This window comes from Aequorivita sp. KMM 9714 (assembly GCF_011065475.1).
Lineage (GTDB): Bacteria > Bacteroidota > Bacteroidia > Flavobacteriales > Flavobacteriaceae > Aequorivita > Aequorivita sinensis.
Genome location: NZ_JAAGRO010000002.1, coordinates 234,680 through 250,709 on the forward strand (window position 1 = coordinate 234,680; position 16,030 = coordinate 250,709).

A 16,030-nucleotide genomic window follows, 5' to 3' on the forward strand; every position below is an offset into this window, starting at 1 on the left:
CTTAACTCTTAACTAAATAAACAGCGTCTTCCCCTTCATTTTCTTTCCAGCACACTTTTACTTTTTCCCCATTAATCGCATCTACTTGTCTTCCTCTATAATCGGGTTGAATTGGTAAATGACGGCTAAAACGGCGATCTATAAGTGTGAGTAATTCAATTTCTAATGGCCTTCCAAAAGATTGCACTGCGGTTAACGCAGAACGAATACTTCTTCCAGTAAAAAGAACATCGTCTATGAATACAACGTTTTTATCTTCAACTATAAAATTAATTTTGGTTTTATTCGCTTCTAACGGCTTACCACTTCTTCGGAAATCATCTCTAAAGAAGGTGATGTCTAAATAACCAAGTTGAATGTTTTTTATTTTGTATTCAGTTTCCAACAAGGTTTTAAGTCTTTCAGCTAAAAAGACTCCTCGTGGCTGTATTCCGATAAGTACTGTTTTGGAAAAATCGTCGTGCTTTTCAATCAATTGGCAAGCCAAACGGTTAAGCGCAATATTAATCTCGGTTGCGTTTAGTAACACTTTTTGGCTCATAGGAAAGTCTGAATTAGATTCAGGAAACAAAAATACAGAATTATTTATTTAAAACTAAAGAATTTATTTTCGTTTAAAACCAATAAATCGTAAACTTTTGAAACTATTCAATTTACTGCATAAAAAAACCTGTCTTATATAAGACAGGCTCTTTTGTTTTAATAAGAAAATCCGAAACTATTTAGCGTATGGATTCAAAATAACATCAATCCTTTCACGAAGATCTAACAAATGAATCTTACTCATTCTATCTGTAGTTCTTCCTAAAGCTCTTCTAATATCATTATCTAAAGCTATAAGCTCTGCTCTTGCTACCGAACGAATATCACTTAAGTTAACATCAACTTTTGTTCTATTTCTACCTTTTTGCTCATTCGACATTAAATACGAAAGTCTATTGATATATACTCGCTGTAAATTTCTTCTGTAAGTATCTATAGGCGCAGCAGTTCTAAGCTCTTCGAAAATTCCTTTTCTCAAGTCTTCCATCATTTCTAATAATGAATAACTGTTTTTTCCATTTATAGATTCGTTTTCAATAATTCGAGCCATTCTTCCAAAGTCAAGAATATCATTTAGCGTTCTTTCTTGCATTTTTCTAATATTCTCAATACTTCCATCGAATTGGATTTTATTGAAGATATCATCATCCAACAACCATTCTGGAGTTTCAAATAGTTGTTCTTGTAAAAATGCCAAACTTTCTTCTTGTTTTTCTTTTGCAACATGCGTATAAACTGCGCCCTCCTGATCGTAGGTTTTATAGTATTCGTAAACACCACCAATATTTGCTGTTACGTGCCCCATATACCTATTAAATTGAGCAACTACTTGATTGTACATTTCTGAAAGATCATCGTAGTTTTTACCATCTTCTCTGGTGTATTCAATAAGTTTTGGCACAAGTAATTTTAGGTTTGAAATACCGTACATACTCGCTTTTACAGCATCGTCACCCAAATCTTCAGTTTGACTACTAGGATCTATCACACCTCCTGACTGTTGTTTTCCAAATCGATACATAGGGTCACCAGCGTGCTCTAAAATCCAAGAATCGAGAGTTTCTTTTTCCTCTTCAGCAGTTAGGTGTGGCAATGGTCTATATCCCCAATTTATCGCATACTTATCATAAACACCAATATTTGGCATTAGTGCTACATCTCCATCTCCTGGCTGAGCAATATAATTGAAACGTGCATAATCCATAATTGAAGGAGCTGTTCCGTACTTTTTAGTAAAATCTACAGAACGCAGTGAATCTACAGGGTAAGCAACACTACTTCCCATATTATGTGGCAATCCTAAGGTATGACCAACTTCGTGTGAAGAAACAAAACGGATAAGCCTACCCATAATTTCATCTTTAAAAGCTACGCCTCTCGCGTCTGGATTAATTGCAGCAGTTTGCACAAAAAACCAGTTTCTCAATAATGTCATAACGTTGTGATACCAATTAATATCACTTTCCAATATTTCACCACTACGCGGATCACTTACGTGAGGACCGTTTGCGTTTGGTATAGGAGACGCCAAGTAGCGCACTACCGAATAACGCACATCTTCTGGAGACCAATCTGGATCTTCCTCAACTGTTGGCGGATCTTTTGCTATTATAGCATCTTTAAAGCCCGCAGCTTCAAAAGCCACTTGCCAATCTTCAATTCCTTGTTTGATATATTTTCTCCATTTTACCGGAGTAGCTCTGTCGATATAGTAAACAATCTGCTTTTTAGGAACTACTAATTCTCCTCTTTCAAATGCAGCTCTATCTTCATCTCTTACTTCTAAACGCCATCTGTCAAGATATTTAACGGTTTTACTTTCATGGTTTTCCAATCCATAATCGGTTTGTCCACGAGCAAACCATCCAACGCGTTCATCAAAATAACGACGTTTCATTGGCTCTTTAGGTAGCAACACCATACTATTATTCATTTCAACAGAAATTGAACCTACAGCTGAATTGCTAGGCGGCTCTTTTGCTGCGTATGTTTTTACGTGACGAGATTCAATGTTTAATGGATAAGATTTGATAGTTTCGATATACGAACGTTCCTTATCCATAGAGGTGATTTTATACCTATCGCGGTAATGCTTAGGCATCCCTAGCGGTCTAACGTCACTTTCAAAAAGTTTATTCACCTGAATTACAGTAGATGTACTGTCTTTCCCTAAAGCTTTTACATCGAATGTAAAAAGAACAGGTTCAAAGTTTGAGTTTACAACAGCCTCATATATAGGAAGTGAATCGGCTGCAAATATTTGATGTGAAACAACTCGCAACAACACCTTGTTTGGTTTCTTTTCCCATCGAAGTACTTGGGTATTTGTTTTTCCTCCACCAAAACCAATATTAGTAGCGGTTTTAGCGATTCGGGTAACCATTAACATTTCTCTTCCAAAAAGAGAATCGGGAATTTCATAAAAGAAATCTTCTTTTACAGTATGCACTTTAAACAAACCATCGTCTGTTATTGCATCTTTGGTTATCACCTTGTCATAAGGTTTGATTGAAGATTTGTCTTTTTCTGTTTTTGCATTAGCGTTATCTGCTTTTCCGTTTATGGCTTTTTTAGGAGCAGCACATGAAAGGATAAACAGTAACAAAAGTGGGGTAAGGGCTCTTATTTTCATATTAAAATTTAAAAAATTTGAAAATAGTCAATTTTAATATATTGAGAAATCTTTTTAATAACAAAAGCACTAAAAGTGATAAAAACAAGCTATAAACAAAAAAGCCTTCTGTTTCCAGAAGGCTTTTTATTAGCTATAAATGCAACGATTATTTTTTACCGTCCATTTTATCTTTAAGGGCTTGAAGTGCAGAGTTTGCATCACCTAAAGTTGGTTTTGCTTCTGCTTCAGCTGCTTCTTGTTTCTTAACAGCGTCTTTTACAATCTTAGCCTCTTCTTCTTTATGAATACTCATATGTGAAGCAACCACTTTCTTGAATTCTTTGTTGAACTCAATAATTTGGAATTCAGCCTCATCACCTTTTTTCAACATTGTACCATCTTCTTTTTCAAGGTGACGGTTTGGAATGAAAGCAGTAATGTCGTCATTGAAGTTGATTGTAGCTCCTTTATCTACCATTTCGTCAATAGTAGCAGTGTGCTTAGTACCAACTGCAAATTCAGCTTCATACTTATCCCAAGGGTTTTCTTCAGTTTGTTTGTGACCTAAACTTAGTTTACGTCCTTCAACATCTAACTCAAGAACAACAACATCTAGCTCATCACCAATGTTAGTGAATTCGCTTGGGTGCTTAATTTTCTTAGTCCAAGAAAGGTCGCTAATGTAGATAAGACCATCGATACCTTCTTCTAACTCAACGAATACACCGAAGTTAGTGAAGTTACGTACAATACCTTTGTGGCGTGAACCTACAGGGTATTTAGTAGTAATATCAGTCCATGGATCTGGAGTCATTTGCTTAATACCAAGGCTCATTTTGCGCTCTTCTTTGTCCATTGTAAGAACAACAGCTTCAACCTCATCACCAACATTTACGAAATCTTGTGCGCTACGTAAGTGAGTAGACCAAGACATTTCGCTAACGTGGATAAGACCTTCAACACCTTCAGCTACTTCAACAAAAGCACCGTAATCTGCAATAACAACTACTTTACCTTTTACTTTATCTCCAACTTTTAACTCATCACCAAGAGCTTCCCATGGGTGAGGGTTAAGTTGCTTAAGACCTAATTGGATACGTGTTTTATCTTCATCGAAATCAAGAATTACAACGTTCAATTTCTGATCAAGTTCAACGATCTCGTTTGGATGGTTGATACGAGACCAAGAAAGGTCTGTAATATGTACAAGTCCATCAACACCTCCAAGGTCAACAAATACTCCGTAAGAAGTGATGTTTTTAACAACACCTTCAAGTACTTGTCCTTTTTCAAGCTGCCCGATGATTTCTTTTTTCTGCTCTTCAATATCTGCTTCGATAAGCGCTTTGTGAGAAACAACAACGTTTTTGAATTCGTGGTTAATTTTAACAACTTTGAATTCCATTGTTTTACCAACGTAAACATCGTAATCACGGATAGGCTTAACATCAATTTGAGAACCTGGTAAGAAAGCTTCGATACCGAAAACATCTACGATCATACCTCCTTTTGTGCGGCATTTTACGTATCCATTTACGATTGTACCTTCGTCGTGAGCTGCATTTACGCGATCCCACGCCTTGATAGTTCTTGCTTTACGGTGGCTAAGGATAAGCTGACCTGTACTGTCCTCACGAACATCGATCAATACTTCTACTTTATCACCAACTTTTAAATCTGGATTGTAACGGAATTCGTTTAATGAAACAACACCTTCACTTTTCGCGTTGATATCGATAATTGCATCACGGTCTGTAATGTAAACTACCTTACCTTCAACAACTTCATCATCAAGTGTGTCAACGAAATTCTCAGCTACTAATTTTTCGAATTCTTCTAGTTTACCATCGTCGATAGGATCAATTCCTTCTTCGTAGTTGTGCCAGTTAAATTCTTCTAGGAATTTTTCAGGGTTGCTTTCTTTTAATGAAACTTCCCTTTGAGGCTTTGTAGATGCCTCGTTTTGAGTTGCAGTATCTTCTACTTGCACTTCTTCTTTGTTTGCTTTATCAGCCATTTGTTTGTGAAATTGATTTCTAAACTTCTAAAATTAGAACAATTTAAAAATCAACGTTTTGTATTCTGCGCTGTTACAAGATTTTAATGCGACTATCCCACAGAAGGGTTCTTTTTGTTTTGTTTCAATTCCTCTTAATCTTGACTCGTCGCTAAGAGGGGTGCAAAAATAATGTTTTTCTTTTGAAAATCAAAAGGTTTAGTCACAGAAAGTTAGAATTTTAGACTTTTGTTAAAAAAAACAAAGTCAATACCCTATATGAATGCTGTGTCAAGATGTAAAACACAAGAGGACAACTACATAACTTAAAAAACCTGATTTCCAGAATAGCCTACTATATAGTGAATAGAAGAAATGATTAAACTCCAATCAAACCTCATCACATCTAGAAAATATTACAAGAGCTAAAACAGCAAGCCTTGTCCGCCTTCGTCAGTTTTTAAATCCTCGTCGTCAGAATCTTTATTAGTTTTTGAATCCCCACTATCTGAAGTCATTTTTTCTTCATCAACAACATCCATTTCCTTAGCATCTACAGGTTTTGGCGGATCGTATGGTAAAGGCTCCATGGTATTAATTTCTAAAACCTTTTCCTTAGTTAACTGATTCCCCATTGCAGTAATTCCTTTAACGGCAATAAATTCTTCTAAATTAACCTCAAGATTTTCATCTCGCTCCTGCCCTCTTTTCTTCACAAAAACCACTTCAGCCATAGGACGGTAATCGGTAAAGATTTTCTCTAAATACGAATCGGCATGATCTGTAATAATGGTTTCTTCTTTGTCTGGGTTTTCAATTAGGAATCGTTTTACGTAGAATAATTCTTTTTCACCCTCCCAATAAATAGCGCTTAACGGTTTCTTAGGATCCCACTTTTCAAGCACAATCATATCGCTATCAAAACGCAACATTAAGTCTGGAACAACAGTCTTAACAACACCTTTTTGATTCACAATTAACAATCGGTCTTCTTTTCTAAATTCACCTAAAAGTTCTCCACGCTCATCGACATTTAATCGCTGTACAGAATCGTCAAACCAAATCTTTCTTGGTTTTAGGGTAGAAAGTCCTTTCTCTTTCAGCTCAATCTTTTTTATTGAGTATTTGGAAACAATATTTCCTTTAGAATTTCTTCCTTTTACCAATTGATCGGCAAAATCAAAGTCGAATTTTAATTTCTTTATACTACCTGTCTGACGTAAATAGATTGTTACCAATTCGGCTTCACCGTTAGGGTTGGCGGTGAAATACAACACCTTGGAACCTTTCGTTCCATTGGTCATATCGTATTCTTTGTCACGGGTAATTGATGTAACAGCAAAACGCTTAACATAACTCGAGCCACGAGCTCCGTCGCGGTAAATCATATTGTATATGGTGCGTTTATCTTTCTTTTTAAATACAGCAACGTGAATAATGTTTTTACCAACAAAGGTCTTAGCATCCACTTTAGTAACCATCATTGTACCATCTTCGGTAAAAACAATAATATCGTCTATATCACTACAATCGGTTACGTATTCATCGCGTTTTAAACTTGTACCCACAAAACCTTCTTTGCGATTTACGTATAGCTTAGTGTTGCGAATTACAACCTTAGTCGCTTCAATATCTTCAAAGGTTCTAATTTCTGTTTTACGCTCTTTACCTTCACCATAATCCTTTTTCAATCGCTTAAAGTAATCGATTGCATATTCTATCAGGTTGTCTAGGTGATGTTTTACTTGAGCAATACTATCTTCAAGCGCATCAATTTTTTGCTGTGCTTTATCGATGTCGAATTTTGAAATTCTTTTAATTCGAATTTCTGTCAATCTCACGATATCTTCTTCGGTAACAGGGCGTTTTAAGTGTTTAATATGTGGCTGTAATCCTTTGTCTATCGCCTTGATAACACCTTCCCATGTTTCTTCTTCTTCAATATCGCGGTAAATTCTATTTTCAATAAAAATACGCTCTAATGAAGCAAAGTGCCATTGTTCTTCTAATTCAGATAATTGAATTTCCAACTCACTTTTTAACAGCTCAACCGTGCGATTGGTACTTAAGCGAAGCATTTCAGAAACTCCAACAAATAGAGGTTTGTTGTCTTCAATAACACAGCCTAAGGGCGAAATTGAAGTTTCACAGGCTGTAAATGCGTATAAGGCGTCTATAGTTTTATCTGGTGAAATCCCACTAGGTAAGTGAATTTGAATCTCAACTTCAGCAGCCGTATTATCCTCTATCTTTTTAATTTTAATTTTCCCTTTTTCATTCGCCTTTAAGATAGTGTCTATTAGCGATGAAGTATTTGTTCCAAAAGGAATTTCGGTAATTATTAGTGTGTTTTTATCAAGTTGGTTTATTCGGGCACGGCTTCTAATTTTCCCTCCGCGTAAACCATCGTTATAATTGGCTACATCCATTATTCCCCCTGTTGGGAAATCTGGATAAATTTGAAACTTTTTGCCCTGTAAATGCTTTATAGAAGCATCGATTAATTCAAGGAAGTTATGTGGAAGAATTTTGGTTGAAAGACCAACAGCAATCCCTTCTCCTCCTTGATTTAAAAGCAGTGGAAACTTTACAGGTAGATTGATTGGCTCTTTTCTACGTCCATCGTAAGAAGCTTGCCACTTTGTAATTTTTGGGTTGTAAATAACATCTAAAGCAAACTTTGAGAGCCTAGCTTCAATATAACGAGAAGCCGCAGCACTATCGCCCGTTAGGATGTTACCCCAGTTACCTTGAGTGTCTATTAGCAAGTCTTTTTGACCAATTTGCACCATGGCATCTGCAATACTTGCATCTCCGTGTGGGTGGTACTGCATAGTATGCCCAACAATATTTGCCACCTTATTGTAACGCCCGTCATCCAAATCTTTCATAGATTGCATAATACGGCGTTGCACAGGCTTAAATCCATCTTCAATTGCAGGTACGGCACGTTCTAGGATTACGTAACTAGCGTAGTCTAAAAACCAATCGCGATACATTCCAGTTACCTTTTTTATAGTATCTCCGGAAGTATCGTCGTTTAAGCCTAAATAATCTGGACCTGTAATTTCTTCTTCGTTATTGTCGAGTTCGTCACTCATTTTTATATGCTGTATTCTTTATTTTATTTTTTCACTCAGCGCTCTCTGCGTCTTGCGGTAAACTTTCACCTAAGAGGCCGAAAGAACACTAAAGTATGTTTTTAAATAAGCACGCGATTAAGCGTGTTCTAAATAAATTACTCTTCTACTCTATCCAATTCCACTTTCAAATTATCGATAATAAACTCCTGTCTATCCGGTGTGTTTTTACCCATATAAAATGAAAGTAATTCTTCAATACTCATAGACTTATCTAACATTACTGGATCTAAACGAATATCGTTTCCAATAAAATGCACAAATTCGTCTGGCGAAATCTCCCCCAAACCTTTAAATCGTGTAATTTCAGGCTTTGGCTTAAGTTTCTCTATAGCATTTACTCTTTCTTCTTCTGAATAACAGTAAATAGTTTCTTTTTTATTTCTAACACGGAAAAGTGGTGTTTGCAATATATACAAATGTCCTTCTTTTATCAACTCAGGGAAAAACTGAAGGAAAAATGTAATCAGTAATAGACGAATATGCATCCCATCCACATCGGCATCCGTTGCAATTACAATATTGTTATATCGCAAGTCTTCCATTGAATCTTCAATATTCAATGCTGCTTGTAGTAAGTTAAACTCTTCGTTTTCGTACACAATCTTCTTAGTCATACCATAAGTATTCAATGGTTTTCCTCGAAGTGAGAATACGGCTTGAGTATTTACATCGCGACTCTTTGTAATACTACCACTTGCAGAATCCCCCTCTGTAATAAACAGCGTAGATTCTAAATTTCTTTCATTTTTTACATCTCCCAAATGCACACGGCAATCGCGTAATTTTTTATTGTGAAGACTAGCTTTTTTAGCTCTATCCTTAGCGAGTTTTCTGATACCGCTAAGCTCTTTACGCTCTCTTTCTGCTTGAACTATTTTTCGCTGAATAGCGTCTGCAGATTCAGGGTTTTTGTGAAGAAAGTTATCGAGATGAGTTTTTACGAAATCGTTGATATAGGTTCGCACAGTTGGCAAATCGCCACCCATATCGGTAGAACCGAGTTTAGTTTTTGTCTGACTTTCAAAAACAGGCTCCATAACCTTGATACTAATTGCCGAAACGATTGACTTTCGCACGTCACTAGCATCGTAATTTTTGTTGTAAAACTCACGAACGGTTTTTACAATAGCTTCACGGAAAGCAGCCAAATGCGTACCTCCTTGCGTAGTGTTTTGTCCGTTTACAAAACTGTGATACTCTTCGCTGTATTGCGTTTTACTATGCGTTATAGCTACCTCAATATCATCACCTCGTAAGTGAATAATTGGATACGCCATATCTTCTTCACTAATAGTTTCCTGAAGAAGGTCTTTTAATCCATTTTCGGAATAGAATTTTTGTCCGTTAAAATCTATTGTCAATCCAGGGTTTAGATAGACATAGTTTTTGAGCATTCTTTCAACATACTCTGTACGGAATTTGAAGTTTTTGAAAATTTTTTCATCTGGAATAAAAACCACTTTGGTTCCTTTTCTTTTTGATGATTCTTCAACCGCCAAATCATTTGTAAGCTCTCCAAGTGAAAACTCTGCGGCTTTCATTTGGTTATCTCTAACAGATTCTACTTTAAAAAATGAAGAAAGCGCATTCACGGCTTTAGTACCCACCCCATTCAATCCAACAGATTTCTTGAATGCACGGCTATCGTACTTACCTCCGGTGTTCATTTTTGAAACTACATCAATCACTTTTCCTAGCGGAATTCCACGACCATAATCGCGAACTCTCACTTCTTTCTCTTTTATGCGAACCTCGATAGTTTTTCCCGCGCCCATAACAAACTCATCAATAGAGTTGTCAAGCACTTCTTTTAGAAGGATGTAAATTCCGTCATCTGGCGAAGATCCATCACCAAGCTTACCAATATACATCCCGGGACGCATACGAATGTGTTCTTTCCAATCGAGGGAGCGTATGTTATCTTCGGTATATTGTGTTTCGGCCATAAAAATTTTGTGTAGGGTTGCTAATATAAATATACGTGAGCACTTGTGAAACCAATACTTCGGAAAGTAATTAACAATAAAATGTATAATATTGTTAGTAATTAGTTTTTAGCCACTAATGCGCAAATATATTTTATACTTCTGAATAAAATAACACTTATTTTAATTAAAAACAATAACATATTTTTTCCTAATCAAAAATCTACACAGACTGCTAAACTTTTGTAAAGAATACGGCACTATGTTGATTGCTAGCATTTATTTTTATAACTTCATAGGTCTAATCTTATAACACAAATGGAATTTATAGATTACTACAAAATTCTTGGGCTCACAAAAAGCGCTAGTGAAGCCGATATTAAAAAAGCATATCGAAAACTCGCTCGAAAATATCACCCTGATTTAAACCCCAACGACAAGTCGGCCGAGCAAAAGTTTAAGCAAATAAACGAAGCCAATGAAGTGTTGAGCGATCCTGAAAAGCGAAAAAAATACGACCAATACGGGAAAGATTGGCAACACGCCGATGCCTTTGAAAAAACTAGACAACAACAAGGCTCACAGGGATATAGCAATCAGAGAACTTATACAAGTGGCGGTCAAGGGTTTGATGAGAGTCAGTTTTCAGACTTTTTTGAATCGATGTTTGGCGGCGGTGGATTTAGTGGCGGTGGACGCAGACGAACAGCTCAATTTAAAGGTCAAGATTTGAATGCTACACTGCGATTAAATTTAACCGATATTTTTCATGATCAAAAACAAACCATAAGTGTAGGAGATAAAAAAATTAGACTTACAATCCCTGCAGGAGTTGAAGACGGACAAACAATTAAAATTAGAGGTTATGGTGGTGAGGGTATGAATGGAGGCCCTAAGGGAGACCTATACATCACCTTCGAGATATTCAATAACACCCGATTTAAAAGACTCGAAAGCGACATTTATGCTACCGAAAACATTTCGTTGTACACTGCGCTTCTAGGCGGTGAAATAACTATAGAAACCCTAACTGGAAAAGTAAAATTGAATGTTAAGCCCGAAACTCAAAACGATACTAAAGTAAAACTCACAGGTAAAGGCCTTCCAAAGTACAAAAAGGACGGACAATTTGGAAATCTATACATAACATATAAGGTAGAACTTCCTAAAAACCTATCAGCAAAAGAAAAAGAACTGTTTACCGAACTTTCAAAACTGAGATAATGGCACGAGAAAAATACATACTAGTGGAGCAATACTGCAAACACTCAAATATTGAAGACACTTTTATTAATAGACTTCACGAATACGGTTTGATTGTATTTGAAGAAAAACAAAATGACCTTTTTATAGATGAGAACGATATCTCAGAAATCGAACGTATGTTTAGACTACACAACGATTTAGGGATAAACTTTGAAGGACTTGACGTTATAAGACGAATGCTTAATCGAATGGATAAGATGGAAAAAGAAATGGATTTACTTCAGAAAAAACTCCGTTTATACGAATAGTTTCTTCAAGAAATAAATCCACCTATATTTTGATTCTTAAGCAGGCAGTTGCGATAAATTCAACTCACTGCTTAAATCATTTTCAGTATTAAACATTAAAGCGGAAGTGCATAATATCGCCATCTTTAACGATATATTCCTTCCCTTCTACGCCCATTTTTCCAGCTTCTTTTACTTTAGCCTCACTACCGTATGCTACGAAGTCTTCATATTTAATAACTTCAGCTCTAATAAATCCTTTTTCAAAATCTGTATGGATTACTCCTGCAGCTTGTGGTGCTGTTGCCCCAACAGGGATAGTCCAAGCACGAACTTCCTTTACTCCAGCAGTGAAATACGTTTGAAGGTTTAATAGTCTATAAGCGCTTCTAATTAGTTTTGCTGAACCTGCTTCATCAAGACCTAAATCTTCTAAGAACATTTGACGCTCTTCAAAAGAATCTAATTCGGTAATATCGGCTTCAGTACCAACTGCTAAAACTAACACTTCTGCGTTTTCATTTTTTACAGCTTCACGAACTTGCTCAACATAAGCATTTCCATTTACTGCAGAGTCTTCATCAACATTACACACATACATTACTGGTTTGTCTGTAATAAATTGAGAACCTTTAATATATTCTTCTCTTTCGTCTTCAGTTAAATCGATAGCACGAACAGATATACCAGCTTCCAAACCTGCTTTTACTTTTAATAAAGCCGCCTCTTCTTTTTGAGCTTCTTTATTTCCAGTACGAGCTGCACGTTTTACTTTTTCAAGTTTTTTATCTACAGTCTCTAAATCCTTTAACTGAAGTTCGATATCGATAGTTTCTTTATCACGGATAGGGTTTACATTACCGTCAACGTGCACAATATTATCATTATCAAAGCAACGTAAAACGTGAAGAATAGCATCGGTTTCTCTAATGTTGCTCAAAAACTGGTTTCCTAGTCCTTCCCCTTTACTCGCTCCTTTTACCAATCCTGCAATATCAACTATTTCAACAGTAGCTGGAAGCACACGTTCTGGTTTTACCAATTCTTCTAGTTTCAATAACCGTTTATCCGGCACATTTACTACTCCAATATTTGGTTCAATTGTACAGAATGGGAAATTCGCACTTTGCGCCTTGGCATTAGACAAACAATTAAATAGAGTGGATTTTCCAACATTTGGCAATCCTACGATACCTGCTTTCATTTATTATATTTTTTTAGGGTAAATCAAGAAAAAGTCAATTTTGATTTACGAAGGTGCAAATATACATCTTCAAAGCAGACTTTCAATAATTGATTTCAAATGGTTTTTAAAAAAAGTTTATGTTTTATTTCACTAAACTTATAGAGTATATCAGCAACTATTCACTTAATTTTACTCAATAACCATTAATACCAATACCATGAAAAATGCAGTAATGAGTCTTGCTTTAGCCATTCTAACACTTGCTGGAGTTCAAGCTCAAGAAAACAAGACAGTAAAACAAGAGTCAACAATTAAACGTGTAGTTACTAAAAAAGGAAGTGAAGTTGAAGTAAAAGAAGTTAAAGAAACTGATACTGAAAGCGGCGCTGTAATAGTGAGTGACGACAATCAAACTAATCAAGAGTTTAGAATTGAAAGTAAAAAAAATCGCGACAATAAATTACTTACAGATGAATTGAATACCGACGAGAAAAATGAATTGTTAATCCTTGAGAATAAAAGAAAACAAGAGGAAAAGCTAGAAGCTTCTATTAGACAGCAGAAAGAGTTAGCTGCACAAAAGAGAAAAGAATTTGAACAAATTCAATTACAAAAAGAAAAGGAATTAGCCGAAAGAAGAGCTAAACTTGAAGCAAGACCAAAAAGAATGTCGAAGCTGAAAAAAAGTAATTAGGCAGCACCTTAACAAACAACTTATATAATTTCCAATTTATGAAACTCCTATTAGGGATACTACAAAATAGTATTCCCAAAATTAGGTTTTCGTCAAGATTGTGAAATGATTATCAATGTTTTAGGTTTTTTTAACATTTTATGATTGTACTTTTGAATAAATCAATACAAATAATAAACAACCATTATGAAAAAAGTATTAACAATTATAGCGTTAGCAGCATTTACTACAGTATTTGCTCAAGACAACAAGAATCAAAAACAGGAAACTATTACTACTAAAACCGCAGTTAAAAGCGAAAAAGGTGTAGATGTTTCAACTAAAGCTGTAACTAAAACTCAAAAGCAGGCAATTTCATTATCTGAAAAAGATGCCAATAGAACTAATCAAGAAATGGTAGTTCAACCTGCAACAATTAACACTGAAGTTAATTACGGTTATGAAGGAAATAGATTTAAATTCATAAATCAGCAAGATAAAGACGGTTACAGAATGATGACTGTAAAAGATAATGCAACTCACGAAGAGTATGCTATTATCAAGCCTACTTCAAAGAATGGTTACTACATCATGTCTCAAAACGGGAAATCATCTTTCGGATATTTTAATGATAATGGTGATTTTGTTGTAGAGAAATACGACACTGACAAAGATGCTGTGGTTTCTGTAATCTATAGATTAAATGAAACTGGTGGTATAAAGCCAATGAAGAGTAATTCAGTAAATATCCAACAACAGGATAAATAGAATATAACTCCTCAATCCTAAAAATGTCCTTTAATATATTTTAAAGGGCATTTTTCATTTTATAGATTATCTCAATTTTGATATATTTGGAATAACACAATTTTAAATAAACAAAAAAAGCAACCTACTAGGTTGCTTTTTTATTAGAATTAAGAAATTTTATTCTTTATGCATAAACGCTTGTTTTGCCAGTAGTTCTTCTTCACTTTCTACGTGATCGTCGTCAGGAATACAGCAATCTACAGGACAAACAGCAGCACATTGCGGCTCATCGTGGAAACCTTTACATTCGGTACATTTATCTGGAACTATGTAATATATTTCGTCGCTAACTGGTTCTTGGGTTTCATTTGCATTAACCTGTTTACCGTTTGGCAGCACTACATCACCATCTAGATCAGTACCATCGGCATAACGCCAATCGTCTGCACCTTCGTAAATAGCTGTATTAGGGCATTCTGGTTCACACGCACCGCAGTTTATACATTCATCTGTTATTATAATTGCCATGGTATTTACTTTTTTTAACTTTGTGCAAATTTAACGCCTATAAAGGGCAACTCCAAACTAAGTATGCAATTAAAAGATAGAATTAACGCTTTTACAGCTTTAGGTAAGTTTCTTAGAGAAATAAACACTGAATCTTCACAAGAGCGTCCAGAAATAAACAACCTTAATATTGAAAGTATTCTAAGAAGAGCTGAAGCCGAAAACGGTTGGTTTACTCAGGAAAATATACACTTTGCACTTAATAGTTGGGGCAATGCTCTTTCCGAAGAAAACTTACAACAATGGATTTCTAATTATAAAATAGAATCGGTTGAACCAAAAACCGTTGCTATTATTATGGCTGGAAATGTTCCGCTTGTAGGGTTTCACGATTTCCTTTCAGTATTAATTACAGGAAATAAAGCATTAGCTAAGCTTTCATCAAACGACAAAACGCTTCTGCCTTTCATTGGGCAAATTTTAATTTCAATCGAACCTAGGTTTAAAGATTATATTGAATTTACCGACGAACGATTAACGACATTTGATGCTGTAATCGCAACAGGAAGCAATAATACCGCTAGGTATTTTGATTACTACTTCGGAAAGTATCCTAATATCATTCGTAAAAACAGAAACTCAGTTGCTGTATTAACTGGAGAAGAAACAGAAGAAGATCTAAAAAACCTCGCTGATGATGTATTTAGATATTTCGGACTTGGTTGCCGTAATGTTTCAAAAATATACATTCCAGAAGACTATGATTTCGAGCCATTTTTTAAAGGAATGTATAGCTGGAAAGAAATAATCCATAATCACAAATACATAAATAATTACGACTATAACAAAGCTGTTTATCTAATGGACAGCTTTCCGCTGCTGGACAATGAGTTTATGTTATTAAAAGAAGACTCGGACTTCTCCTCTCCTATCTCAGTACTTTTCTTTGAAAAATACACTTCAAAGTATGCTGTGAAAAAAATACTAGAAACTGAAGCAGATAATATTCAGTGCGTGGTTACCAAAGCAGGATTACCAAACGAAATTCCATTTGGAAAGGCTCAAAATCCTGAATTATGGGATTATGCAGATGGTGTGGATACAATCGAATTTTTATTGAAATTATCTTAATAAATTTCAAGTATATACAACATTTTTAGGGTTGTATTTTGCACTTTTGCAGTATAAGCTTTTAGTAAA

The 16,030-nt window shown here is 35.4% G+C and carries 12 protein-coding genes; 5 read left to right on the forward strand and 7 right to left on the reverse strand.

Annotation, left to right across the window (positions count from 1 at the left end; genetic code table 11):
- Position 1: 1 nt before the first annotated feature.
- From pyrR to G3A46_RS07305, 5 genes are all read right to left on the reverse strand, one after another.
- Positions 2-541, reverse strand: a complete 540-nt coding sequence (gene pyrR, locus G3A46_RS07285; protein ID WP_139854826.1) for a bifunctional pyr operon transcriptional regulator/uracil phosphoribosyltransferase PyrR — start codon at positions 539-541, stop codon at positions 2-4.
- Positions 542-718: 177 nt separating this feature from the next.
- A complete protein-coding gene (locus tag G3A46_RS07290) occupies positions 719-3,175 on the reverse strand; it encodes a zinc-dependent metalloprotease (protein ID WP_165148189.1) in 2,457 nt (818 codons plus the stop codon).
- Positions 3,176-3,323: 148 nt separating this feature from the next.
- Positions 3,324-5,174 carry a 30S ribosomal protein S1 gene (gene rpsA, locus G3A46_RS07295; protein WP_139854828.1) on the reverse strand — a complete coding sequence of 617 codons (1,851 nt, stop codon included), beginning with the start codon at positions 5,172-5,174 and terminating at the stop codon, positions 3,324-3,326.
- Between the two features lie 404 nt (positions 5,175-5,578).
- Positions 5,579-8,254 carry a DNA gyrase/topoisomerase IV subunit A gene (locus G3A46_RS07300; protein WP_165148192.1) on the reverse strand — a complete coding sequence of 892 codons (2,676 nt, stop codon included), beginning with the start codon at positions 8,252-8,254 and terminating at the stop codon, positions 5,579-5,581.
- 137 nt (positions 8,255-8,391) lie between these two features.
- Complete coding sequence (locus tag G3A46_RS07305; protein ID WP_165148195.1) at positions 8,392-10,242, reverse strand: DNA topoisomerase IV subunit B; 1,851 nt, start codon at positions 10,240-10,242, stop codon at positions 8,392-8,394.
- A 297-nt stretch (positions 10,243-10,539) separates the two neighbouring features.
- Between G3A46_RS07305 and G3A46_RS07310 the strand changes: the two genes are divergently transcribed.
- Both G3A46_RS07310 and G3A46_RS07315 read left to right on the forward strand, forming a co-directional pair.
- Positions 10,540-11,445 (forward strand): J domain-containing protein, encoded by a 906-nt coding sequence (locus G3A46_RS07310; protein WP_165148198.1) that lies wholly within the window; start codon positions 10,540-10,542, stop codon positions 11,443-11,445.
- Positions 11,445-11,735 carry a chaperone modulator CbpM gene (locus G3A46_RS07315; protein WP_139854832.1) on the forward strand — a complete coding sequence of 97 codons (291 nt, stop codon included), beginning with the start codon at positions 11,445-11,447 and terminating at the stop codon, positions 11,733-11,735. The genes G3A46_RS07310 and G3A46_RS07315 overlap by 1 nt, the downstream gene beginning before the upstream one ends.
- Positions 11,736-11,823: 88 nt before the next feature.
- Here G3A46_RS07315 and ychF read toward each other — a convergent pair whose 3' ends face one another.
- Positions 11,824-12,918 carry a redox-regulated ATPase YchF gene (gene ychF, locus G3A46_RS07320; protein WP_165148201.1) on the reverse strand — a complete coding sequence of 365 codons (1,095 nt, stop codon included), beginning with the start codon at positions 12,916-12,918 and terminating at the stop codon, positions 11,824-11,826.
- Positions 12,919-13,117: 199 nt separating this feature from the next.
- On the opposite strand from ychF, the gene G3A46_RS07325 reads away from it, so the two are divergent.
- Together G3A46_RS07325 and G3A46_RS07330 are read left to right on the forward strand one after the other, a co-directional pair.
- Entirely contained in the window at positions 13,118-13,594 is a 477-nt protein-coding gene (locus G3A46_RS07325) for a hypothetical protein (RefSeq protein WP_165148204.1), read from the forward strand.
- 186 nt (positions 13,595-13,780) lie between these two features.
- On the forward strand, positions 13,781-14,341 hold the full coding sequence (locus tag G3A46_RS07330) for a hypothetical protein (protein WP_165148207.1): 561 nt from the start codon (positions 13,781-13,783) through the stop codon (positions 14,339-14,341).
- A 159-nt stretch (positions 14,342-14,500) separates the two neighbouring features.
- On the opposite strand, the gene G3A46_RS07335 is transcribed toward G3A46_RS07330, so the two are convergent.
- A complete protein-coding gene (locus G3A46_RS07335) occupies positions 14,501-14,851 on the reverse strand; it encodes a 4Fe-4S dicluster domain-containing protein (protein ID WP_139854836.1) in 351 nt (116 codons plus the stop codon).
- 63 nt (positions 14,852-14,914) lie between these two features.
- Here G3A46_RS07335 and G3A46_RS07340 point away from each other — a divergent pair, with 63 nt between their 5' ends.
- Entirely contained in the window at positions 14,915-15,961 is a 1,047-nt protein-coding gene (locus G3A46_RS07340; protein WP_165148210.1) for an acyl-CoA reductase, read from the forward strand.
- The last annotated feature ends 69 nt before the right edge of the window (positions 15,962-16,030 follow it).

Coding starts and splice junctions, on each gene's coding strand:
- pyrR (WP_139854826.1), bottom strand. CDS start 541: ATGAGCCAAAAAGTGTTACTAAACGCAACCGAGATTAATATTGCGCTT.
- G3A46_RS07290 (WP_165148189.1), bottom strand. CDS start 3,175: ATGAAAATAAGAGCCCTTACCCCACTTTTGTTACTGTTTATCCTTTCA.
- rpsA (WP_139854828.1), bottom strand. CDS start 5,174: ATGGCTGATAAAGCAAACAAAGAAGAAGTGCAAGTAGAAGATACTGCA.
- G3A46_RS07300 (WP_165148192.1), bottom strand. CDS start 8,254: ATGAGTGACGAACTCGACAATAACGAAGAAGAAATTACAGGTCCAGAT.
- G3A46_RS07305 (WP_165148195.1), bottom strand. CDS start 10,242: ATGGCCGAAACACAATATACCGAAGATAACATACGCTCCCTCGATTGG.
- G3A46_RS07310 (WP_165148198.1), top strand. CDS start 10,540: ATGGAATTTATAGATTACTACAAAATTCTTGGGCTCACAAAAAGCGCT.
- G3A46_RS07315 (WP_139854832.1), top strand. CDS start 11,445: ATGGCACGAGAAAAATACATACTAGTGGAGCAATACTGCAAACACTCA.
- ychF (WP_165148201.1), bottom strand. CDS start 12,918: ATGAAAGCAGGTATCGTAGGATTGCCAAATGTTGGAAAATCCACTCTA.
- G3A46_RS07325 (WP_165148204.1), top strand. CDS start 13,118: ATGAAAAATGCAGTAATGAGTCTTGCTTTAGCCATTCTAACACTTGCT.
- G3A46_RS07330 (WP_165148207.1), top strand. CDS start 13,781: ATGAAAAAAGTATTAACAATTATAGCGTTAGCAGCATTTACTACAGTA.
- G3A46_RS07335 (WP_139854836.1), bottom strand. CDS start 14,851: ATGGCAATTATAATAACAGATGAATGTATAAACTGCGGTGCGTGTGAA.
- G3A46_RS07340 (WP_165148210.1), top strand. CDS start 14,915: ATGCAATTAAAAGATAGAATTAACGCTTTTACAGCTTTAGGTAAGTTT.